The following is a 23211-nucleotide window of genomic DNA, read 5'->3' on the forward strand; positions in this document are numbered from 1 at the left end:
GTTATTATTGAAGTGTTTTTTCTTGCTAAAGATACACTTACACGTTTTTTATGTCGAATCACTTTAGGAGTTAGTAATAGCAGAACAGATATTAGATCACAACAAGCATTCCGCCATATAATGACCCACTTCACGGGCCGGCTAGGCCTTTCTACCGATCCCAGCCAGTAGTTGCCGAAAACATGCGTTTACCCTCCTGGATCCGATACCTGCTGTTACTCCTTATTGCCGGCGCCGGTGGCAGCCTGACAGCCCTCGCCGCCAGCTACCTCTATCTGGCTCCCCAGCTGCCCCCGGCAAGCCAGATTCGCGAGGTGGAATACCAGATCCCCCTGCGCATCTATAGTCGCGATATGAAGCTGATCGCAGAATACGGGGAAAAACGCCGCCAGCCAGTGACTTACGACGAACTGCCGCAACCATTGATCCAGGCGGTACTGGCCGCGGAAGACGAGCGCTTCTTCCGCCACAACGGCGTGGACCTGAAAGGCCTGCTGCGTGCCTTTGTGGAATTGGCCCGCTACCGGGAGATTCGCTCCGGGGGCTCCACCATCACCATGCAAGTGGCCCGCAACTTCTTTCTGGACCGGGAACAGCGCTTTCTGCGCAAATTCAACGAAATCGTGCTCGCCATCCAGATTGAACGGGTCCTCAGCAAGGAAGAAATCCTTGAGCTTTATCTAAACAAGATCTATCTGGGTCACCGGGCCTACGGCGCCGAAGCCGCCTCCCAGGTGTATTACGGCAAGTCTGTGGGCGAACTTACCCTGCCCCAATGGGCCATGATTGCCGGGCTACCGAAAGCCCCTTCAGCCTATAACCCGATCACCAACCCCCAGCGCGCCCAGGTGCGACGCAACTGGATCCTGCATCGCATGGAAGAGACCGGCGCCCTCACCGCCGAGCAGCGCGAGCTGGCCCAGGCTGCCCCGGTCAGCGCCCGCTTCCATGCCGCCTCACCGGAAGTGGACGCCGCCTATCTGGGCGAAATGGCCCGCTTGCAGGCCATGGAATTGGTGGACGCCAACATCTACACCGACGGCATCCGCATCATCACCACGGTAGACAGCAAGCGCCAGCAGGCTGCGGTCAACGCCCTGCGCAACGGCCTGCACAGTTATGACGAGCGCCACGGCTACCGGGGCCCGCTGGCACAGCTGGACATCAGCGACGCCCCGGCCCTGCCCTCACCCTCCGACGCGGACAGCGAAAAGCCCCCGGAAGACAGCACCGACAAGCCCGTCGTTGCCGAAGAGGCTGAACTGGAAAAGACCATCACCGGTCTTGACCCGGATGTCGCCGCCTGGGCAGAACGCATCAAGGACCAGCGCCGCATCGGCCCCCTGCAGCCGGCCATCGTTACCGCCGTGAGCGACAAGGATGCGGAAATCCTGTTCCGGGACGGCAAGCGCAGCCCGCTTGCCTGGAATGATATTCGCTGGGCGCGCCCCCAGCTCAACAACAAATATGTCGGCAAAGAGCCCACCCGGGCCGGCGATGTCCTCAGTAAAGGGGACGTCATCTACGTCCGCCCCGCCGGCAGTGGCGACGAGCGTCACTGGCGCCTGGCCCAGCTCCCCAAGGCCCAGTCCGCCCTGATTTCACTGGACCCGTCCAATGGCGCCATTGTGGCGCTGCAAGGCGGCTACAGCTTCTCTACCTCCAACTTCAACCGGGCCGTACAGAGCGAACGCCAGGCCGGCTCCGTGTTCAAGCCGTTCATCTACACCTCCGCCATGGAAAACGGTTTCACTCCGGCCTCCATCATCAACGACGCCCCAGTGGTCTTTGATGACGACAAACTGGAAACCGCCTGGCGCCCCACCGGCGCCAGCGGCAAGTTTTATGGCCCCACCCGCATGCGCGAAGCCCTGTACCGCTCGCTGAACCTGGTCTCCATCCGCATCCTGCGTCAGATCGGCATCAGCCAGGCCATGGGCACCCTGAAACGCTTCGGCCTGCCGGCAGACACCTTCCAGCGCGATCTGTCCCTAGCACTGGGTAGCGCCAGCGTGACCCCCATGGACATCGCCTCGGCCTACAGCATCTTTGCCAACGGCGGCTACCGGGTAGCCCCCTGGAGCATCGTGCAGATTGAAAAGGATAACGGGGACGTGCTCTGGAAAGCTCCAGAGGTGATTTTCTGCGAAAGTCCCTGCCGGCCACCGCAAACCGATAACGACGCCCAAGACAACATGGCCGAAGTCGACACTGTCGACACAGCTAATAGCGACAGCGATGACCGCACCACCCAGCCCCACCAACCACCACCGGTCATGGCCCCGCGTGCAATCGACGCCCGCATTGCCTGGCTGATGAACTCCATACTGCAAGACGTGGTGCGCCGCGGCACCGGCCACCAGGCTAACCGCCTGGGCCGCCGGGACCTGGCCGGCAAAACCGGGACCACCAACGACCAGGTAGACGCCTGGTTCTCCGGCTACTCGCCGGACCTGGTCGCCACCGTCTGGGTCGGCTTCGACAATCCCGCTTCACTGGGCTGGGGTGAGTATGGCGGCAAGGCCGCCCTGCCCATCTGGATGGATTACATGGGGCCGGCACTGGAAGGCGTTCCCAACCGCCAGCTGGAACAACCCTCCGGCATCGCCACCGTGCGTATCGACCCGGACAGCGGCCTGCAGGCCCGGCCGGAGAACCCGGACTCCATTCGCGAGTACTTTATCCGCAGCCAGGTCCCCGACATGGAACCGGCGAGAGGGCCGGGCGGACACAGCGCACCGGAGCAAATATTTTAAAGAGACGCAACATGCATCACGCAACACGGAAAGGCGTGAAGCGTGCTGCATGATGCTTGCAGCCATAAAAAAACCGCCTTTCGGCGGTTTTTTTATGGCTCGCGTTTGTTGCTACAACTCCGGGAAGATCTCGTCCAGCGAGTTCAACGGGTAGTGTGACGGGTAGCCTTTACGGGCCACACCGCAGTCCACCGCCGCCCGCGCCACAGCCGCAGACACCTTGCCCAGCAAACGCGGATCGTTCGGCTTGGGAATAATGTAATCCGCACCAAAGGTCAGGGGCTCACCACCGTAGGCATCCAGCACCTCCTGCGGGGGCGCGGTGCGCACCAGCTCGGCGATGGCATGCACTGCGGCGATCTTCATTTCCTCAGTGATGGACGTGGAGCGCACATCCAGCGCCCCGCGGAACATGTACGGGAAACACAGCACATTGTTCACCTGATTGGGAAAATCCGAACGACCGGTCGCCACAATCGCATCCGAACGCGCCGCCTTGGCCACCTCCGGACGAATCTCCGGGTCCGGGTTAGCCAGTGCGAAAATGATCGGCTTGGGCGCCATTTTCTTGACCATGTCCGGAGTCAGCATATCCGGCCCGGAAACACCGATGAACACATCGGCGTCTTCAACCGCATCATCCAGGGTGCGCTTGTCAGTATCGTTAGCCAGCGCAGCCTTGTACTGGTTCAGGTCATCGCGACGACTATGAATCACACCCTTGCGATCCAACACCAGGATATTTTCCTTGCGCGCGCCCATCTCGATCAGCAGGCGCACAGACGCCACACCAGCCGCCCCGGCACCCACACACACGACCTTGATGTCTTCGATACGCTTGCTCTGAATTTCCAGCGCGTTGATCAGACCGGCACACACCACAATGGCGGTACCGTGCTGGTCATCATGAAACACCGGCACATCACACTGCTCTTTAAGAATGCGCTCGATCTCAAAACATTCCGGCGCGCGGATATCTTCCAGATTGATACCCCCAAAGGTGCGATGGATACGCATCACCGTATCGATAAAGGCCTGGGAATCTTCCGCATCTACTTCGATATCAAACACATCGATACCGGCAAACAGCTTGAACAGAATCCCCTTGCCTTCCATCACCGGCTTGGACGCCAGCGCGCCCAAGTTACCCAGACCAAGAATCGCGGTGCCATCACTGATGACCGCTACCAGATTGCCCTTGGAGGTAAAACGATAGGCCAGTTCCGGCTCCCGGGCGATTTCACGCACCGGTTCTGCCACACCCGGGCTATACGCCAGGCTCAGATCTCGACTGGTCGCCGCTGGCTTGGTCACCTCGACGCTGATTTTCCCCGGCCGCGGTTTGGCGTGGTATTCCAGGGCCGCCGCTTTTAAATCCTCGGACATGCTGGTCTCCGCTTCCCTAGTTGGGATATACAGTGTGTACGCAAGTACTTAACGTAAAAAGCACCCGGCAGGGTGCTTTTTACAATAGGCGCTGTGAAGACGCCGTATCAGTCCTTCTTGCTGCGCATCATGCCAAAGCGCTGCTTGAACTTGTCGATCTGGCCACCGCTGTCGGCTTGCTTCTGCTTGCCAGTATAGAAAGGATGGCAGGCGGAACAAACGTCCAAATCCATGGCTCCACCTTTGGTGGAACGGGACTCGATAACGTTGCCACAGCTACAGGAATAGGTCGCTGTCTGGTAATCGGGATGAATCTCTGCTTTCATTGCTAAGCTCCATTTTGTGTCGCTACCGGCCTCTACGACAGGCACCACACGGCTTGCGCCTGGGAAAAAGAAGGCGAATCATAACAGCTTGTCCCCATTCCGCAAGCGCAAAGCCGCCGCTGGCTCCAGGAAATTCCGTGTCACCGAAAAACACCCTGCAAATTGCCCTGCCCGTGCCCCTGCCCGGGTGTTTTGACTATGCACTGCACGGCACCGTCGTGCCGCCCCGGGGCAGCCGGGTCAAAGTTCCCTTCGGGCGACGTACCCTGATTGGCCTCGTTCACGGCCATGCCCCCAGCGACTACCCGAAACTCAAGGCAGTGCAGGCGGTACTCGACAACGAGCCGGTAATGCCCGACGAGCTCTACCAGCTCTGCGAGCGAGCGGCCCGCTATTACCATCACCCGCTGGGCGAGGTGCTCAATTACGCGCTGCCCACCCTGCTGCGCCAGGGCCAGGAAGCCCAGGCCAGCCTGGAAAAACGCTGGCAGATCACCGAACGCGGACAACACGTCAGCGACGACCAGGTCAGCCGCGCCCCCCGTCAACGGGACGCCCTGCACACCCTGCGCGACCACCCCAAGGGGCTCAGCAGCGCCATGTTGGCGGCGCTGGAGGTGAGCACCTCCGCCCTGACCAGCCTGCGCGACAAGGGCTGGGCCGAGCAAATCCAGGTGGACACCCGGCCTGACGCAGCCAAAGAGACTCTGGCCCAGGCCCCGCTGGCGGCCAATGCCGAGCAGCGCACCGCCATTCAGGCTATCCAGGATGCCGATGGTTTCACCCCCTTCCTGCTCGACGGCATCACCGGCAGCGGCAAAACCGAAGTCTACCTGCAAGCCATGGCGCCGCTGCTGGCCGCCGGCAAGCAGGTCATGGTGCTGGTACCGGAAATCGGGCTCACCCCGCAAACGGTGCAACGGTTCAAACAGCGCTTCGCCGTCCCCGTGGTCACACTGCATTCCGGGCTCACCGATCGGGAGCGGCTGGATAACTGGCTGGCCGCCCGCGAGGGATTGGTGCGCATCATCATCGGCACCCGTTCCGCCATCTTTACCCCCATGCTGAATCCCGCCCTCATCATTGTGGATGAAGCCCACGACAGCTCCCTCAAGCAACAAGACGGTTTTCGCTACCACGCGCGGGATCTGGCCACCTGGCGGGCCCAGCAACTGAACATCCCGGTGATACTGGGCAGTGCCACGCCGGCACTGGAAACCTTGCATCTGGCCCGGGAAGGCCGATTCCAGTGGCTCAAGCTGTCACAGCGCGCCACCGACCAGAGCCGCCCTCCCATCGAAATCGTTGATGCGCGACTGGCCGCCCCCGGCAACCCCCTGCTGCCCCTGTCGCTGCAAGCGCTGAAGCAATGCGTGGAGGCAGGCAATCAGGGGCTGGTATTTATCAACCGGCGTGGCTACGCGCCGATGATTCTCTGCCATGACTGCGGCTGGCAGGCGGAGTGCAAACGCTGCGACAGCTTCCTCACCTGGCACCGTAGCGACCGCGCCCTGCGCTGCCATCACTGCGGTTACCAGCAGCGCGTTCCCAGCCGCTGCCCGGACTGTGGTTCCAGCGCCATCCAGGAAGCCGGCAGCGGCACCGAAAAACTCACCGAGCTGCTGGAGCAATCCCTGCCGGTGCCGGTAATCCGCATCGACCGGGATGCCACCCGCCGCAAAGGCGCCCTCGATGCACACCTGGCGCAGATCCAGAAAGGCGAACCCGCCGTCATGGTGGGCACCCAGATGCTGGCCAAGGGCCACCACTTTCCCAAACTGACACTGGTAGTGATTCTGGATATGGACGCGGGCTTTCTCAGCGCCGACTTCCGTGGCCCGGAACAAGCCGCCCAACTGCTATTGCAAGTAGCCGGCCGTAGCGGCCGTGAAGGCCAGGGCCGAGTGATTTTGCAAAGCCGCCACCCCGATCACCATTTACTGCAACTGGCGGCCAGCGGTGACTACCCGCAACTGGCCACCACTTTGCTGGAAGAACGGCAAATGGCCGGCCTGCCGCCCCACGGCCACCTGGCCCTGTTCCGTTGCGAAGCCATGGCCATGGGCACCGCCATGAACTTCCTGCAACAGCTAAGCACCATCGCGGTACCACCGGATGTCCACATCCTTGGACCGATTCCCGCCCCCATGGAAAAACGGGCGGGCCGTTTCCGCACCCAGCTACTATTGCAATGCGCCCAGCGTGCGCCCCTGCACCAGGCACTGAACCAATTACTGGAACAGGCCCGCAAACTCCCCGAAGGCCGCCAGTGCCGCTGGCACCTGGACGTGGACCCAATCGACATGCTGTGACAACGCTGGACGCCGGAGCCCGGCAAGGTGCGTGTTACGTGAAGCGTGCTGCGAATCCTCGCCTTTTCCCGTACAATCGCCGGCCAGTCAACCGGCCCAGAGCCCTCCACAAAAGAATGTCATGAAAGAACGCCTGATACCCCTTATTGAAAGCGCCCTGGACACCCTGATCGACGACGGCACCCTGCCCGCCGACGCCAAGCGTCCGGTGCAAATCGACCGCACCAAGGACAAAAGCCACGGCGACTTTGCCACCAACATCGCGCTGATGCTGGCCAAGCCCGCCGGCATGAAGCCACGTGATCTGGCGGAAAAGCTGATCGCCGCCCTGCCCAGCGACAGCGCCGTGGCCAAGGTGGACATTGCCGGGCCCGGCTTTATCAATTTCTTCCAGGCGGACGACTGGCTCACTGGCTTGCTGGAATCTGCCCTGGCCGACGACTTTCTCGGCATTGACCGGCCAGAGCAACCCCAGACTGTGGTGGTGGACTACTCCTCGCCCAACCTGGCCAAAGAAATGCACGTGGGCCACCTGCGCTCCACCATCATCGGCGACGCCGTGGTGCGCACCCTGGAGTTTCTCGGCCACACCGTGATTCGCCAGAACCACGTGGGCGACTGGGGGACCCAGTTCGGCATGCTGCTCGCCTATCTGGAAGAACAGAAAGCTGAGGAAGGCGAGCGCGAGTTAAGCCGCGAGCTGGCCAACCTGGAAACCTTCTACCGGGCCGCCAAACAACGCTTCGACGAATCCGATACCTTCGCCGACCGCGCCCGCGCCCTGGTAGTAAAACTGCAGTCCGGCGACGATTACTGCCTGAACCTGTGGGCAGAATTCAACCAGGTATCCCTGAGCCACTGTCAGGCCATTTACGATCGCCTCGGGGTCAGCCTGACCCCATCGGACGTACGCGGCGAAAGCGCCTACAACGATGACCTGGCCCAGGTCGTCGCCGACCTGGACAGCAAAGGCCTGATCAGCGAAAGCCAGGGCGCCCAGTGCGTGTTCATGGACGCCTTCAAAAACAAGGAAGGCGAGCCCCTGCCCGTCATTGTGCGCAAAGCCGGCGGCGGTTATCTCTACGCCACCAGCGACCTGGCCGCCCTGCGCTACCGCGCCGGCACCCTGCAAGCTGACCGCATGCTGTATTTTGTCGATCAGCGTCAGGCGCTGCATTTCCAGCAAATGTTCACCCTGGCAAAGCTGGCCGGTTTTGTCCCCGAACAGACCGAGCTGGCGCACATGGGCTTTGGCACCATGAACGGCCCGGATGGCCGCCCGTTCAAGACCCGCGACGGCGGCACCGTCAAACTGGTGGATCTACTGGACGAAGCTGAACAGCGGGCCTTTGCACTGGTGCAGGACAAGAACCCACAGCTGGATGAGACCGAACTACGCACCATCGCCCGCTCGGTGGGCATCGGCGCAGCCAAATACGCCGACCTGTCGAAGAACCGCAACAGCGATTACATCTTCAACTTCGAACAAATGCTCAGCTTTGAAGGCAACACCGCGCCCTACCTGCTGTACGCTTACACCCGCGTGGCCAGCGTATTCCGCAAGGCAGAGCGCGACATGAACAGCGTAAACGGTGACTTCCTGCTTAACGAAGAAGCCGAACAAGCCCTTGCCGCTCGGCTGGTACAATTTGGCGAAGTACTACAGAACGTAGCCAACAAGGGGCAGCCGCACCTGCTCAGCACCTACCTGTACGACGTGGCCGGCCTGTTTTCCAGCTTCTATGAACACTGCCCGATCCTCAGCAGTGAAGACGAAAGCATCCGTAACAGCCGCCTGAAGCTGGCCGCCCTCACCGCCCGCACCCTCAAACACGGCATGGAACTGCTGGGCCTGAGCCCACTGGAGCGCATGTAATGGCGAAGAACACCCGTCGCGGCGCCAGCCGCGGCCCCGCCCGCAAGAAGAAACCTCAACGCCAGGTGCCCGGCTGGGTCTGGCTGTTTACCGGCCTTATGGTCGGCCTGTTCGTGGCCTTTCTATTCCATCTGGGTAAAACCCAAATGGCTCAGGGTGGCAGCACGCCCGTGGCCAACAGCAGCGACAAACCCACGCAATCCAAACCCGAGCCCAAACCGGAACCCAAGCCGGAACCCAAGCCGGAGTCCGGGGACGACTCACCCAAATTCGATTTCTATGCGGTACTCCCCAAGATGGAAGTGATCGTGCCGCAAAACGAAACCGACAGCGGCACACGCACCAGCAAGCCCAGCACCACCGAGAAACCGGCCAATACCCGCAAGCCGGAAAGCAGCACCCGCAACAACGAAAAATACCTGCTGCAGGCTGGCAGCTTCCGTCGCAACGAAGATGCGGACCGCCGCCGGGCCGAACTGATCCTGAAAGGCTTCGAGGCGAGCATTCAGTCAGTCGACCTGGACAGCGGCGACAGCTGGCATCGGGTCATGATCGGCCCCTACAACAACCTCAACGCCATGCACCGCGCCCAGGACCAACTGGCCGGCAACGGCATCGAGACCCTGCCGATCAAGATGAAAAAATAAAACGCCTGATGCATAACGCCCAATGCCGGACGTAACCCCGTCTGGCGTCGGGCATCAGGCATCCTGCTTTTCCTCCTTGAAATCCCCCACCTGCGCCCACACTTCCTTTGCTACGCGTAAAAAGGAGAATTCCCGTGGAGCAGTATCGCGGCACTACCATTGTTTCTGTCCGCCGAGGTAACAACGTGGTTATCGGTGGCGATGGCCAGGTCAGCCTGGGCAACACCGTCATGAAGGGCAACGCCCGCAAGGTTCGTCGGCTTTTTCACGGCAAGGTGATTGCCGGCTTCGCCGGCGGCACCGCCGACGCCTTTACCCTGTTTGAACGCTTCGAAGCCCAGCTGGAAAAGCATCAGGGCCATTTGGTCCGCGCTGCCGTGGAGCTGGCCAAGGACTGGCGCACCGATCGCGCCCTACGCCGGCTGGAAGCCCTGTTGGCAGTAGCCGACAAGGAAAGCTCACTGATCATCACCGGCAACGGCGACGTGATCGAGCCGGAAAAAGATGGCCTGATTGCTATCGGCTCCGGCGGCCCCTTCGCCCAATCCGCGGCCACCGCCCTGCTGGACAATACCGATCTGCCAGCCCGCGACATCGTCGCCAAGGCGCTCACCATTGCCGGTGACATCTGTATTTACACCAACCACAACCACACCTTCGAAGAGCTGGACGGTTAATCATGGCTTCCCTGACACCCAAAGACATTGTTTCCGAACTCAATCGCCACATCGTCGGTCAGGACGCGGCCAAGAAAGCCGTGGCTCTGGCGCTGCGTACCCGCTGGCGCCGCATGCAGCTGCCCGCCGAAATGCGCGCAGAAGTGGCCCCCAAGAACATCCTGATGATTGGCCCCACCGGGGTGGGCAAAACCGAAATCGCCCGCCGCCTGGCCAAACTGGCTGACGCCCCCTTTATCAAGGTGGAAGCCACCAAATTCACCGAGGTGGGCTACGTGGGCCGCGATGTGGAATCCATCATTCGCGACCTGATGGAAATGGCCATCAAACTGCTGCGCGACAAGGAAATTGCCCGCGTCGGCAGCCAGGCCGATGATGCCGCAGAAGAGCGCATCCTCGATGCCCTGCTCCCTCCCGCCCGCAGCGACGACGGCAGCCATACCACCAGCGCCAGCACTGACAACAGCACCCGCCAGATCTTCCGCAAGAAACTGCGCGAAGGCGAGCTGGACGACAAGGAAATCGAAATCGATCTGCTCAGCCAGCCCGGCGGCGTCGATATCATGGCGCCCCCTGGCATGGAAGAAATGACCAGCCAGCTGCAGCAGATGTTCTCCAAAATGGGCGGCAGCCAGCAGCGCAAGACCCAGAAACTCAAGGTCCGCGAAGCCTATCGGTTGATCCGTGACGAAGAAGCCGCCCGCTTCGTCAACGAAGACGAACTGAAAGTGCAGGCCATCGACGTGGTGGAAAACAACGGCATCGTGTTCATCGATGAAATCGACAAAGTGGCCAAGCGTGGTGAAGGCGGCGGCACTGATGTGTCCCGTGAAGGGGTTCAACGGGACCTGCTGCCATTGATTGAAGGCTCCACCGTTTCCACCAAGTACGGCATGGTGAAAACCGATCACATTCTGTTTATCGCCTCCGGCGCCTTCCACCTGTCTCGCCCCAGCGACCTGATCCCCGAACTGCAGGGCCGCCTGCCCATTCGCGTGGAGCTGAGCCCGCTGAGCCCGGACGATTTCCAGCGCATTCTCACCGAGCCCAACTGCTCACTCACCGAGCAATACAAAGCGCTGCTGGAAACCGAAGGCCTGAATCTGGAGATCACCGACGACTGCATCCGCCGCATTGCAGAAGTGGCCTGGCAGGTCAACGAACGCACTGAAAACATCGGCGCCCGGCGCCTGCACACGGTGCTGGAAAAGCTGCTGGAAGAAATCAGCTTCGACGCCGACTCCCTGGCCACCCAGTACCACGACAAGCCACTGGTACTGGACGCCGAAGCCGTGGATCGCTACCTAGGCGAACTGGCCGACGACGAAGACCTGAGCCGGTATATTTTGTAAATAAACGCGGGCATGCCTCACGCAGTACGCACCACGCTTTTGCGTGGCAGCGTGATGCGTGGTGCCTGCCTGCGCCTCTCTTTGCTATTATCCCCGCCGGAGGGAACACCATGACCGCCGGCGAACAACTGCAACACTATCTCGAACGTTTTTTTGCGCTGCGCCAGCACGGCGACGATGCGATCTTTGTGGCACGACTGCGTCGGCTCCAGGACTGGCAAGGCGAACGCCTCAGGCACACCCATGCCCACCTTCTCGATGACCCGGTCACCGCCGAAGGCATCCGCTTCCTGTTGGACGAAGTCTACGGTGGCCGCGAGCTGCTGCCGGTAGCGCGGGAAATCCGCCGCGCTCTGCCCAAAGCCATGAAACTGCTACCCGACAAGGTCATGGCCACCTCTACCGCCGCACTGGAAGCTGCCATCCTTACCCAGGAACTGGACGAAGCGGTTACCGACATCCTCGCCGATCAGCTCGATCAGCCCATCAATGAAGCGATCTACCTGGCCGGCTTCCGCCAACCGGCCCACCAGGACGACCGCCAGCGGCAACTGCAGCTGGTGGCCGAACTCGGCCACCGACTGGATCGCTATATCCGCTCACGCATGCTCCACGCCACCTTCCGAATGGTTCGCAAACCGGCCCATGCGGCGGGCTTTGCGAACCTGTATGATTTCATGGATCGCAGCTTCCGGGTGATGAAGCCCGTGCCCAGCGTGGGCCTGCTGCTGGAACAGCTGGCCGCGCGCGAAGAGACCATCATGCAACGCGTATTTGCTCATCACCCTGCCCCTTTCGAGGACTGACATGAACGACAACACACGCGACGACGTGGCAGACGCCAACAAGGTCACACACTTCGGCTATCAACAGGTGCCGTGGCAAGAAAAGCAGCAGAAAGTGGCTGGCGTGTTCCGCTCGGTGGCAGGCAAGTACGACGTAATGAACGACCTGATCTCCATGGGTAGCCATCGCATTCTCAAGCGCATGACCATTGAGCTGGCCGGCATTCGCCCGGGCCACAAAGTCCTTGATCTGGCTGGCGGCACCGGCGACCTGGCGATCAAGTTTTCCCGGCTGGTCGGCGAAACCGGCCAGGTGGTGCTGGCCGATATCAACGATGCCATGCTGGACGTGGGCCGCGACCGCCTGTTCGATGCCGGCTGCAGCCACAACACCCAGGTCACCCAGGTCAACGGCGAGTGCCTGCCGTTTGAAGACAACAGCTTCCACTGCATCACCATTGCCTTTGGGCTGCGAAATATCACTGATAAGGACGCCGCGCTACGCTCCATGTTGCGCGTGCTGAAACCCGGCGGACGCCTGCTGGTGCTGGAATTCTCCACGCCCACCAACAAACATCTTGCCAAGGCCTACGACACCTATTCCTTTGCCGTCTGGCCCAAACTGGGCAAGCTCATCGTCAACGACGCCGACAGCTACCAGTACCTGGCAGAATCCATCCGCATGCACCCGGACCAAGACACTCTGCAGGGCATGATGGACACCGCCGGCTTTGCCCGCACCGAATATTTCAACATGATCGGCGGCATCGTGGCCCTGCACAGAGGATTCAAGTTTTGAGCCTGAAAGACCAGTCACGCTCTCCTGGCCTGCTATCCACCACCGCCCTGGCCACCGTGGAGCGAGCCATCAACACCGCCCTGCGTTCCGATCCGGCCAGCGCCGATCGCCTGGCCGTCCACGCCGGGCGCCTGATTGCCATTGAAGTCACACTGCCCCCCATGGCTATTTACGGACTGATCGTGGAAGACGGTGTGGAGCTCTACCACCGCAGCGACGCCACCCCGGACGTGGCAGTGAAAGGCAGCCCCATGGACCTGGCCTCCTTGCTACTGAACTGGAAGACCCGGCCCGGCGTCATCGGCGGGCCGGTGGATATCACCGGCAACCGGGATTTTCTGCAAGAGCTACAACAGATCGCCAACGACCTGCAGATTGACTGGGGCGCGATCCTGGAGCCCATTACCGGCTCCGAACTGGCCCAACAACTGGATTACAATGCCCGCCGTCTGTTCGGCTGGGCGAAGCAAGCCGCCACCCGCCTCACCGAACAACTGGGCGATTATGTGGGCAACGAATCCGGGCTGATCCCCAGCCGCCGTGACGTTTACGAATTCGGTCAGGACGTGGATGAACTGCGCATGGACGTGGACCGCCTGGATGCCCGCATCCAGCGGCTGAAAACCCGCGCGCCGTCCGCATCACCCTCTTCGTCCTCATCGCCACAGGATTCCGGGAGCGCACCCCACTGATGCCACCGATTACCCGCATACTGGTGGTGGTCCATGTGATCTGCCGCTACCGGCTGATATCCCTGCTGCCCGCGCATCCGGCCAAGAGCCTGTTCCTTGTCCTCCAGTATCTGGTGCCCGCCAGCTGGCTCGGCACCGGCGAGCTGAGCGAAGGCGAACGCCTGCAAAAAGCACTGGAACGGTTGGGCCCGATCTTCATCAAATTCGGCCAGCTGCTGGCCACCCGCCAAGACATGCTGCCGCCCGAGTGGACCGCCGCCCTCGCCCGTTTGCAGGACCAGGTCGCGCCGTTCGACGGCGAGCAGGCAAAGGCTCTGGTGGAAGCCAGCCTGCCGCAACCGTTTGACGAGGTGTTCCGCGACTTTGACACCCAGCCCATGGCCGCCGCCTCGGTAGCCCAGGTACACGCTGGCACCCTGCACAACGGCCAGCAGGTGGTCGCCAAGGTGCTACGCCCCACCATTCGCCCGGTGGTGGAACGGGACCTGAAAGTCATGGCCTTTGGTGCTCGCTGGCTGGAGCGCCTGTGGCGCGATGCGCGCTATTTCCGCCCGGCCCGGGTGGTACAGGACTACCGGGACATCATCCTCGGCGAGCTGGATCTGGCCGCCGAAGCGCGCAACAGCGAAACCATGCGCCGGCATTTTCTGTTCAGCCCGCTGCTGCATATCCCGGCCATTCACCTGGCGCTTTCCAGCCCCACCGTGATCATCATGGACCGCATCCATGGTATTCCGGTGAACGATATCGAGCGCATCAAGGCCGCCGGCATCGATCCGAAAGTGCTGGCCGAACGTGGCGTGGAGATTTTCTTCGCCCAGGTGTTCCGCTTCAACTTCTTCCACGCGGACATGCACCCGGGCAATATCTTCGTTAATCCTGAACACCCGGAGTCGCCCCAGTACATGGCGATAGACGCCGCCATCGCCGGGCGCCTGTCCAAAGACGACCTGAACGTGCTTGGGCGCATGGTGCTGGCGGTGATGCGCGAGGATTACAGCGCGCTGGTCGATGCGGTGATCCGCGCTGGCTGGAATACCGCCCCCATCGACCGGCCCCGGTTTGAACGGGCAGTAATCGATATCATCGAGCCCGTCCGCTCCGCCCAGCTGGATCAACTGGAATTCGCGCCCCTGATAATGAAGCTGTTCGATATGGTTCGCGCCTACCATATCGAAATGCCAGTGCAGTACATCCTGCTGATGAAAACCCTGGTGCACATCGAGGGGCTCGGGCGCAGCATTTACCCGCAGCTGGATATCTGGAACACCGGGCGGCCATTGCTGGAAGCCTGGATGCTGGCCGAATACGGCCCCAGCGCCACCCTGAAGAAACTGCAGAATCGCCTGCCCGAATGGACCGCACAGCTTCCCGATATGCCCGACCTGCTGCGCGATGGACTGGAAAGCCTGCGCGACCTGCCCTACCAGCAGGACCGCCTGGAAGCGCGTTTCGAACAACAACTGGTGCGCCACCGCCACAAGCTGTTTGCCGGGCTCGCCGGGCTCGGTTGCGCTGGCGCCGCCCTGTGGCTGGCCAATCCCTACAGCTGGGCGCTGGCCGGCGCTGCCGTGCTTCTGGGAAGCTGGAGCTGGCGCCGCTGACAGCCGGTGCCGCAAAGAAAAAAGTGCCTATGGCGCCTTTGCGCACCCTGATAAACTGGGCCCCCTGCGGGCCCGGGCAATAAGGAATACACTATGTCAGAGATACTCAGCGAGCTGCACCAGGTACTGGAATCGCGCAAGGGCGCCGACCCGGACAGTTCCTATGTGGCCAGCCTCTACGCCAAGGGCCTGAACAAGATCCTGGAAAAAGTCGGAGAAGAAGCGGTGGAAACCATTCTTGCCGCCCGGGATGCCGAAGTCAGTGGCGACAACCAGGCGCTGATCAGCGAAACCGCCGATTTGTGGTTCCACTCCCTGGTGATGTTAGCCAAACTGGGCGAACACCCGGACAAGGTTCTGGCAGAATTACAACGGCGCTTTGGCCTGTCCGGCCATGATGAGAAAGCCGCACGCAGCAGCAAACACTGACGCACATTTAACGCACATTAACGCGGCCCCTACTTTTTCGGAGAGAAAGCCATGTTTTCCGGCATCAGCATTTGGCAGTTACTGATTCTTCTGGCCATCGTGGTCCTGTTGTTCGGCACCAAGAAACTGCGCAACATCGGCGGTGATCTGGGCGGTGCGGTGAAAGGCTTCAAGAGCGCCATGAAAGAGGGCGAAGACGAGCAGGAGCAGAAACGTCTGGCTGACGACGAGCAGCCTGATAACGAGCAACAAGCCGAGCAAAAAACCGAACAGAACAAGGAAAAGGACAAGGCCTGATTCCTGGCGCCTTTTCGGCGACACAGTCCGGACCAAATCCTGCTAAACCGAGGTTGCGATGTTCGATATCGGCTTTGCCGAACTCACCCTGATCTTCATTATCGGCCTGGTGGTACTGGGGCCGGAGCGACTGCCCACCGTCGCCCGCACCCTCGGTCACTGGATCGGCCGTGCCCGCTCTACCTTCAACCACCTGAAGAACGAGCTGGAACGTGAAGCCGTGACCCAGGACATGCAGGAGCGCATGGAAAAGCAGATGCGCCAGATGGGGCTGGATGAAGACAGCATCCGCGAAGCCAAAGACAGCCTGCTAAGCCCGGAACAGATCGCCCGCTCACGGGCACCGCGCAACGAACAGGCCCCTGGCGACACCCTGAACACGAATAACGCCGACCAGCGTACAAACGACCAGCCCCAGGACTCCACTCGCAATGACTGATGCCAGCAACGACGCCGGCCAGCCGCTGATTGCCCACCTGCTGGAACTGCGCAATCGCCTGCTCAAGGCCATGGTCGTCATTTTTATCGTTTTCCTGTGTCTGTTCGCGTTTTCCCGCGAGCTCTACACCCTGGTGGCCAAACCGCTGATGGACGCCATGCCTGCCGGCACCAACATGATTGCCACCGGCGTGGCCTCGCCCTTTCTGGCGCCGTTCAAGCTGACTCTGTACCTGAGCGTCTTCGCCGCCATGCCGTTCATTCTCCACCAAGCCTGGGCTTTTGTGGCGCCCGGTTTGTACAAGCATGAAAAAAAATTGGCAATACCGCTGCTGGCCAGTAGCGTCCTGCTGTTCTATGGCGGCGCCGCCTTTGCCTATTTCGTGGTATTCCCGTTGATGTTCCAGTTCTTCACCGCCATCGCCCCGGAAGGGGTGGCCGTGACCACGGACATCAGTAGTTATCTGGATTTTGTACTGGCGCTGTTCCTGGCCTTCGGGCTGGCGTTCGAGTTGCCCATTGCCATCGTGCTGCTGGTGAGTACCGGGGCCACCACGGTGGAAAAACTCAGCAAGGCCCGCGCCTATGTGGTGGTGGGTTGCTTCGTGATCGGCATGCTGCTGACACCGCCGGACATCATCAGCCAAACGTTGTTGGCGATTCCCATGTGGTTTCTGTTCGAGATGGGCCTGCTCGCAGCCCGGATGGTAAAGAAGCAGGCAGAGAATCCGCCCGCCTAGGAGATTGAAGCCGTCCCCTGAGCAGGGAGGGGGGGGCGTCAGCCCAATGTCGGATTACACCTTTAGGCTCTCTGTGCCGCTACATTTGTAGATCCGTAGGTCGAATTAGCCTAAAGGCGTAATCCTACATCCAAAGCTAACTCAACCTACAAAGCCCACTAGAATCGATAGCCACTGTCCGGCGTGGAAATGGGCGCTGGCACAGGTAACGCTGGCGGCTCCTCACCCTCGCCGGACGACTCGGGCACCTCTTTCGCTTTCGTCACCTTGGCAGCACAATCATTGTCCTGCATGAAATCCACCAAACGCTGCTGCACCGCCGGATCCCGGGTACTTTCCGTGTGTCCGCCACGCAGTTTCTGGAAGGTTTTGGGTTGCGCCGCCGCGGCATACAGCCGCTCGCCGTGGGCGTAGGGAATCACCGGGTCATCTTCACTGTGCATCACCAGCAAGGGCGTCGGCGCAATGTCAGCCACCCGCGCCTCCGGGTCCAGTGCGCGGTCCGGCATGGTAGGCACCACCATCCAGCGCAGTGGCCACAGCAACCAGCTACGCTTCATCACATCGCTGGTGATATCCCTGTAGCTGGCAAACGCCGCCTCCAGAATCACGCAATCTGCCGCCCCGGCATTGGCCTCTTCGCCCAACACGCTGGCGGCCATGGACGCACCCAGGCTCTGCCCGAATACCACCAACGGCGCACCTTCCGTGCGCTGGGCATGGCGTAGCCAGTCCAGTCCCAGTTGCACATCATCGAAAACATCCGGCAGCCGCGGCTTGCCTTCCGACAGCCCGTAGCCCCGGTAATCCAGCAGGAAGACGTTATAGCCCCGCGCCGGCAGCCACTGCACATTGGCCAGATGGGTGCTGATATTCTGGGCGTTACCGTGCAGAAAATAGACCGTGCCACGGGCCGGCGCATCATCGGCCGCCGGTAGCCACCAACCGTGGATACGCATGCCGCGCGGATGTATCAGTACAATATCTTCGTACTGCAACCCCTGGTTTTCCGGGTTCTGCACCCACGGAGACATGGGGTAGAAAAACAGTTTGCTGCACCCTGCCAGCAGCAGGCCCAGCAGCAACGCTGCGCTTAATCGTAATACCATCGCCATTGGAGTTTGAACTCGTCATCGTAACCGCCCCGTCTGTTCTCGCGCTCCAGCGAAGCGCGCAAGCCGTGCTGGCGGGTCATTGCCCACTGCACCGCAAACTGGGAGGTGTATCGATATTCATCGTTGGTGAAATAATGCCCCACACTACCTAACTGCCACTGCCAGTCGCCACGGTGATACAAAATGCCCGTGTCCAGACCGGCCCCCGGGGTCAGGAAGGTGCCGAACTCGCTATTATTCTCCATTCGCACGCTGGTTAACAGATACGGCTGCCAGTTCCCCCACAGCCAACTGCCGCCAGCACCACCCTGCATGTAACGCACCAGCCGGCGGCGACCCGCCCAGGCACGCTCCAGGCCACCTTCCACGTACCAGCTCAGAGGCTTCATAAACCGGTTTCGCGGTGCCAGGGAACGGATGCTCACCACGTCCAGCTCTTCCAGCTTGACCTGCCCGGACTCGGTGCTACGCAAAGTCAGGTCCAGCCCTTCGATCTGTGCCCCGCGCAGAAAGCCGTATTGATTGTCGAGCAAATCATGGTAGGTGAGCCGGTAAGTCAGCTCGCCAAAATCCTGCTCGCCTTCGCGCTGCCCACCACTAACCCCCAGCATCTGGGTGCCGTGCCCTTTTTCCGGTGGCTCGGGGTTCTCGGTTTCCGGTACCGGTGCGGCGGGCAGGCTGTTCATCAACGTCAGTAGCGCAAAGGAGCGTTTCGCCACATCCGGGGTTCGCTCTTCCTTGCGATGGGTCAGCCTGATGTAGCGATAAGCCACCGCCGCCATAATCGCCCGGGTTTCTTCCGGTTCAGCCCTAAAGGCAGGCGATTCGGCCAGGTCAGGGTCATCCGCCAGCGCCCTTGCCAGTTTTTGCTGCGCACCATCCAGTTGCCTGCGCAGATTATCCAACTCTACGGATTTGGAGGGCCGATAATGGCGGCTGTTAATAATGTCGCGTTCATCCAGCGCGCGCACTGTGTTCACCGGCACTTCGGCAAACCGCAACTCGCTGAGCAATTCGGATCCCGGACGCGCCACTTCCACCAGCTCTAGCAGGCGAAACGAACAATTTTCATCAAAAAAGTAGTAATCGAAGTTGATGTCTTTCAATTCCCAGAGATGATCAATCAGCCAATCGATTTCCGTCTGATCAAGATCCAGGGTGTATTCCCACATATCCCGGTTTTCCATGTGCGAATATTCCTGAATCTTCTGCACATAGGGCACCAACGCAAAACGGCCGGGGTAGCCGCCAGCCAAACCGCGATACATATAGAAAAACGAATTGTCAGTTTCGGTGAAAACCGCACCAAAATTCACCGCCCAGGACAGCCACACCGCACTGTCTTCACCCTGGTCCAGGCGTAGCAAGGTATGTCCGAACATGGACGAAGGGCTGTTCAAATAGGCTGCGGGGAAAACCAGCACCGCACGGTTGGCATGAATCGCGCCGCGCCATTCGTTGTAGTCAGCGCAGTGTGAAAAGGGTGCCTCCTCCTGCCAACCCAGGTGCTCAGACAGAAAACGATAGCGCGCCGGAAAACGGCAACGCGCCAGGGAACCCGCCGCATGAAGAGCCCTCTCGGTGGCCTCAAGCTCGGCTAACGGGTCGGTCTTCCCGGAATCGGCGAGAAAAAACGTATCGTCATCCACATAACTCTGGTGTTTGTCACGCAGAGTCGCACCGGGGTTGATATGCAATAACGCCTGCCAGCGAGGAGTTTCCGCCAGTTCGGCCAAGGTAGGGGTTGCAGCAAACGCCGGCATAAACCAGCACAGCAGCACACAGAAAAGACCAGTGCGCATCCGGATTCATCCGTCTAGATTAACAAGCCGACAACAGTGTCAGAAAAGAGGATCAAAAAAACAAAACCCCGCCAGAAGCGGGGCCCTGATGGAACTTTTTGCCAATTAGGCCAGGTACTTGGACAGCGCCTGATCCTGCTTCATTACGTCAGTGATGCTTGCCATTACGTCGGCAGCGGTCACGTCCTGGTTCGGGAAAATGGTCGCGAAGTTTTCATGCATCAGCGCATTGAAGCGTGCACGGTCTTCAGCCTGAATACCCATGGAAACAGACAGGGCGGTCAGGGCTTCGCCATCACCGGTGGCCATGTCCTGCGCCACTTCTTCCATTACACCCGTCATGCCCAGCAGGCTTTGGCCACTGTAAGTCAGGGCGCCGCTGGTATCACAACCGTTAGTCCCTGTGGTTATGCCGAAAGTAGCGTTACCGGTCGAACCGTTAAAGGTGACACCCAACAGATGCATGGGCATGCCGGATTTACCTTCGAACAGCAAATTGCCCCAACCACAGCCCGGACCACCCGGAGCCACAGCCATGGCCGATGTTGAAGCGCCCAGCAGAGCGGCAGCGATAAGTGTCTTTTTCATCCTGAAATCTCCCAGTCTTTATTTAGAATCCTAGGGGGAGCGCGCTGGTCTTCACTGCCAATCATCAGCGTTGCGAGACCGCTTACGTCCCCGCCGCATTCTTTGCGGCTGGTTTCATCATAAACAAGGCGTATGCCGTTGCAATCGATAAAACGGCACGCCCGTCACACCGAAAGCATAAAAGTCACCGGGCCATCATTCACCAGATGCACCTGCATATCCGCGCCGAACTCCCCCGTCGCTACGGATGGATGCTTTTCTTCCAGCGCCTCGACAAATTTCTCATACAGCCGCCGCCCCTCCGCCGGTACCGCTGCACTGCTAAAACTGGGCCGCCGGCCCTTGCGGGTATCAGCGGCCAGGGTAAATTGCGACACCACCAACAATGCCCCCTGTACATCCCGAATATCCAGATTCATTTTCCCTTCCGCATCGCTGAACAGGCGATAGCTCAGTACCCGTTCAGCCATGCGCATAATGGCCGCATCGTCATCACCCTTCTCGATCCCCACCAACAACAACATCCCGTGGCCAATCGCGCCAACGGTTTCCTCTGCCACAACCACGTGGGCCTCACGACATCGCTGAACAAGAACTTTCATATTCACCTGCTGACTGAACGGGATTCTGGCTGTGTGCCTAGAGGAACAAGGGTATGTATAATCGCCCCTTGGACAAGCGCCCCCAACGATTTGCCATGCCGCTGGGGCCGCAACGTGCCTCCAAACGCCAGGGAACGGGCAATGCGGGGCACAGCAGACACTCGAAAATCATTATAAACATCTGCTTTTAGTCGTTCATTTCGCCGGGTCGGCATGACACCCGGTGCGAGCAGTCGGGGAACCATGCCAGAACTGACCATCACAGTGAGCCACTGGGCCGCCTGGGCGCCAGGGATAAGCAGCCCGCCGCAATGGGCACGCTGGGTGCCGGGCCAGCCCCCAGGGGAGGGAGAGCCAGATGTGAGCTGGCTACCGGCACTGCAACGGCGGCGCCTGTCTCCCCTTGCCCGCAGCGTTTTCCATGTGGTCAACGAAATTGCCCAGCAGCATGACGTGAGCACCTTGCCCACCGTGCTCGCGTCCCGGCATGGCGAAATCGCCCGTACCCAGACCCTGCTGGAAAATCTGGCCGATCGGGAGCCCTTGTCTCCGGCCACCTTCAGCTTGTCCGTCCATAATGCTATTGGCGGCCAGCTCAGCATTGCCCTGGGCAACCAGCAACCGGTCAGCAGCGTGGCACTGGGCGAAGAAGGGCTGGGCTCCGCGTTGCTGGAAGCGGCCTGCCTGCAGGACGGCGACACACCCGTGTTGGTTTTGGTCTACGACGGCCCCCTGCCGGCATACTATCTGCCCTACGGTGACAGCGAGCCCTTTACCTGGGCCATTGCCCTGCTGCTGGGCGGCGACGGCCCCCGCTTCCGGCTCAGTCCCGGGCCAGCCAGCCCCGACACAGTCGCGCAGGGGCCGCACCTGGCCCGCGCCCTGGCCCGGAGCGACACGCATATTGCCCTGCCCGGTCAACGCAGCGGCTGGCAGCTGGAGAGACTATGAGTTCAACCTCGCAAACCGAAACCCCGGGGCTGCCGAAAAGCCTGCGCCTGGTCAGTACCGCCATCAGCTTTGCCGGCTTTGGCGCTGGCGGGTTGGTGATCGCCGTATTGATGACACTCAGCCGGTTGCTGCCCGGCTCGCAGCAAAAGCGGGCCCAGCGCAGCCAGTTCATCGTGCACACCGCGTTTCGGCTGCATATCTGGCTGATGGAAAGCCTGGGAGTCATGCGCCTGCAGCTGCGCGGTGAAAACAAGCTGAACCAACCCGGGCAACTGGTCATCGCCAATCACCCCAGCTTGATTGATGTGGTCTGCCTGATCAGCCGGATCCCCCACGCCAACTGCATCGTCAAACACCAGCTCTTCAATAACCCCTTTACCTGGGGGCCGGTCACCGGTGCCGGCTTCATCAGCAACAAAGACCCGGAAACCATGATCAACGAAGCGGTGGACTGGCTCAACGCCGGCGGCACCATGGTGATCTTCCCGGAAGGCACCCGTACCCGGCCGGGCGAACCACTGCGGTTTCAGCGCGGCACCGCCAATATTGCCCTGCGCGCCAACTGCCGCCTGAGCCCGGTGACCATTCGCTGCACCCCGACCACCCTGACCAAGGCCGAACCCTGGTACCGGATACCGGCGCGGCGTTTCACCATGGACCTGCAAGTGCAGGACGATATCGCGCTGGCCCCCTTCAAGGATGACGGCGCCTCCCCCCTGGCGGTGCGCCGCCTGACCCGTTTTCTGGAACAGTACTTCAACGAGGAGATCAACGCCGATGAGCGACACCCTGGAACACGAACTCAAGGCGCTGATTATCAGCACTCTGGATCTTGAGGATATCACTCCCGCAGATATCGACAGCGAAGCCCCGTTGTTTGGCGACGGTCTGGGCCTGGATTCCATCGACGCGCTGGAGCTGGGTCTGGCCATTGCCAAGACCTACGACGTAAAAATGGATGCAGACAACGAAGAAACCCGTCAGCACTTTGCCAGCATCAAGGCCCTGGCGGCTTTTGTACAAGAGAACCGGTGATA

At 60.6% G+C, this 23211-nt stretch carries 23 protein-coding genes; 17 read left to right on the plus strand and 6 right to left on the minus strand.

The features are described 5' to 3' along the window. Positions 1–182 precede the first annotated feature (182 nt). Entirely contained in the window at positions 183–2756 is a 2574-nt protein-coding gene (locus CL546_RS08155) for a penicillin-binding protein 1A (protein ID WP_290494060.1), read from the plus strand. Positions 2757–2867: 111 nt separating this feature from the next. Here CL546_RS08155 and CL546_RS08160 read toward each other — a convergent pair whose 3' ends face one another. Together CL546_RS08160 and rpmE are read right to left on the minus strand one after the other, a co-directional pair. Beyond that, positions 2868–4142: a malic enzyme-like NAD(P)-binding protein gene (locus tag CL546_RS08160; RefSeq protein WP_290494061.1), complete on the minus strand. Its 1275-nt coding sequence runs from the start codon at positions 4140–4142 to the stop codon at positions 2868–2870. Between the two features lie 107 nt (positions 4143–4249). Beyond that, positions 4250–4468, minus strand: a complete 219-nt coding sequence (gene rpmE / locus CL546_RS08165; RefSeq protein ID WP_007149307.1) for a 50S ribosomal protein L31 — start codon at positions 4466–4468, stop codon at positions 4250–4252. Positions 4469–4605: 137 nt separating this feature from the next. Here rpmE and CL546_RS08170 point away from each other — a divergent pair, with 137 nt between their 5' ends. The 13 genes from CL546_RS08170 to tatC all read left to right on the plus strand — a co-directional run bounded on the left by CL546_RS08170 (position 4606) and on the right by tatC (position 17116). Further along, complete coding sequence (locus CL546_RS08170) at positions 4606–6780, plus strand: primosomal protein N' (protein WP_290494062.1); 2175 nt, start codon at positions 4606–4608, stop codon at positions 6778–6780. A 121-nt stretch (positions 6781–6901) separates the two neighbouring features. Then, the gene (gene argS, locus CL546_RS08175) at positions 6902–8656 is read left to right on the plus strand and encodes an arginine--tRNA ligase (RefSeq protein WP_290494063.1); all 1755 of its coding nucleotides are present in this window, start codon (positions 6902–6904) and stop codon (positions 8654–8656) included. After that, positions 8656–9303, plus strand: coding sequence for an SPOR domain-containing protein (locus tag CL546_RS08180; RefSeq protein ID WP_290494064.1), 648 nt, complete (start codon positions 8656–8658; stop codon positions 9301–9303). The genes argS and CL546_RS08180 overlap by 1 nt, the downstream gene beginning before the upstream one ends. Positions 9304–9437: 134 nt before the next feature. Then, entirely contained in the window at positions 9438–9980 is a 543-nt protein-coding gene (gene hslV / locus CL546_RS08185) for an ATP-dependent protease subunit HslV (protein ID WP_007150844.1), read from the plus strand. A gap of 2 nt (positions 9981–9982) precedes the next feature. Further along, the gene (gene hslU, locus CL546_RS08190) at positions 9983–11332 is read left to right on the plus strand and encodes an ATP-dependent protease ATPase subunit HslU (protein ID WP_290494065.1); all 1350 of its coding nucleotides are present in this window, start codon (positions 9983–9985) and stop codon (positions 11330–11332) included. 110 nt (positions 11333–11442) lie between these two features. After that, positions 11443–12138, plus strand: coding sequence for an FFLEELY motif protein (locus CL546_RS08195; protein ID WP_290494066.1), 696 nt, complete (start codon positions 11443–11445; stop codon positions 12136–12138). Position 12139: 1 nt separating this feature from the next. Further along, on the plus strand, positions 12140–12916 hold the full coding sequence (gene ubiE, locus CL546_RS08200; protein WP_463671038.1) for a bifunctional demethylmenaquinone methyltransferase/2-methoxy-6-polyprenyl-1,4-benzoquinol methylase UbiE: 777 nt from the start codon (positions 12140–12142) through the stop codon (positions 12914–12916). Beyond that, positions 12913–13608 (plus strand): ubiquinone biosynthesis accessory factor UbiJ, encoded by a 696-nt coding sequence (locus CL546_RS08205; RefSeq protein ID WP_290494067.1) that lies wholly within the window; start codon positions 12913–12915, stop codon positions 13606–13608. Before ubiE ends, CL546_RS08205 begins: the two co-directional genes overlap by 4 nt. Continuing rightward, positions 13608–15212, plus strand: a complete 1605-nt coding sequence (locus tag CL546_RS08210; protein WP_290494068.1) for an AarF/UbiB family protein — start codon at positions 13608–13610, stop codon at positions 15210–15212. Before CL546_RS08205 ends, CL546_RS08210 begins: the two co-directional genes overlap by 1 nt. Positions 15213–15305: 93 nt before the next feature. After that, complete coding sequence (locus CL546_RS08215; protein ID WP_290494069.1) at positions 15306–15641, plus strand: phosphoribosyl-ATP diphosphatase; 336 nt, start codon at positions 15306–15308, stop codon at positions 15639–15641. A 51-nt stretch (positions 15642–15692) separates the two neighbouring features. Beyond that, positions 15693–15938: a Sec-independent protein translocase subunit TatA gene (gene tatA, locus CL546_RS08220; RefSeq protein ID WP_290494070.1), complete on the plus strand. Its 246-nt coding sequence runs from the start codon at positions 15693–15695 to the stop codon at positions 15936–15938. Between the two features lie 58 nt (positions 15939–15996). Continuing rightward, on the plus strand, positions 15997–16377 hold the full coding sequence (tatB, locus tag CL546_RS08225) for a Sec-independent protein translocase protein TatB (protein ID WP_290494071.1): 381 nt from the start codon (positions 15997–15999) through the stop codon (positions 16375–16377). Further along, the gene (tatC, locus tag CL546_RS08230) at positions 16370–17116 is read left to right on the plus strand and encodes a twin-arginine translocase subunit TatC (RefSeq protein WP_007151253.1); all 747 of its coding nucleotides are present in this window, start codon (positions 16370–16372) and stop codon (positions 17114–17116) included. The genes tatB and tatC overlap by 8 nt, the downstream gene beginning before the upstream one ends. A gap of 158 nt (positions 17117–17274) precedes the next feature. Here the strand turns inward: tatC and CL546_RS08235 are convergent, their stop codons facing one another. From CL546_RS08235 to dtd, 4 genes are all read right to left on the minus strand, one after another. Next, entirely contained in the window at positions 17275–18231 is a 957-nt protein-coding gene (locus tag CL546_RS08235) for an alpha/beta hydrolase (RefSeq protein WP_290494072.1), read from the minus strand. Continuing rightward, positions 18210–20033 (minus strand): Lnb N-terminal periplasmic domain-containing protein, encoded by a 1824-nt coding sequence (locus CL546_RS08240; RefSeq protein ID WP_290494073.1) that lies wholly within the window; start codon positions 20031–20033, stop codon positions 18210–18212. Before CL546_RS08240 ends, CL546_RS08235 begins: the two co-directional genes overlap by 22 nt. Positions 20034–20138: 105 nt before the next feature. Further along, positions 20139–20621: a DUF3015 domain-containing protein gene (locus CL546_RS08245; RefSeq protein ID WP_290494074.1), complete on the minus strand. Its 483-nt coding sequence runs from the start codon at positions 20619–20621 to the stop codon at positions 20139–20141. A 164-nt stretch (positions 20622–20785) separates the two neighbouring features. Next, entirely contained in the window at positions 20786–21223 is a 438-nt protein-coding gene (dtd, locus tag CL546_RS08250) for a D-aminoacyl-tRNA deacylase (protein ID WP_290494075.1), read from the minus strand. 243 nt (positions 21224–21466) lie between these two features. Between dtd and CL546_RS08255 the strand changes: the two genes are divergently transcribed. From CL546_RS08255 to CL546_RS08265, 3 genes are read left to right on the plus strand one after another with little or no spacing between them, the layout of a single operon-like run. Further along, a complete protein-coding gene (locus CL546_RS08255; protein WP_290494076.1) occupies positions 21467–22174 on the plus strand; it encodes a beta-ketoacyl synthase chain length factor in 708 nt (235 codons plus the stop codon). Further along, positions 22171–23010 carry a lysophospholipid acyltransferase family protein gene (locus CL546_RS08260; RefSeq protein ID WP_290494077.1) on the plus strand — a complete coding sequence of 280 codons (840 nt, stop codon included), beginning with the start codon at positions 22171–22173 and terminating at the stop codon, positions 23008–23010. The genes CL546_RS08255 and CL546_RS08260 overlap by 4 nt, the downstream gene beginning before the upstream one ends. Continuing rightward, on the plus strand, positions 22952–23209 hold the full coding sequence (locus CL546_RS08265) for a phosphopantetheine-binding protein (RefSeq protein WP_290494078.1): 258 nt from the start codon (positions 22952–22954) through the stop codon (positions 23207–23209). The genes CL546_RS08260 and CL546_RS08265 overlap by 59 nt, the downstream gene beginning before the upstream one ends. The last annotated feature ends 2 nt before the right edge of the window (positions 23210–23211 follow it).

Source organism: Alcanivorax sp. (genome assembly GCF_002726155.1).
GTDB lineage: Bacteria > Pseudomonadota > Gammaproteobacteria > Pseudomonadales > Alcanivoracaceae > Alcanivorax.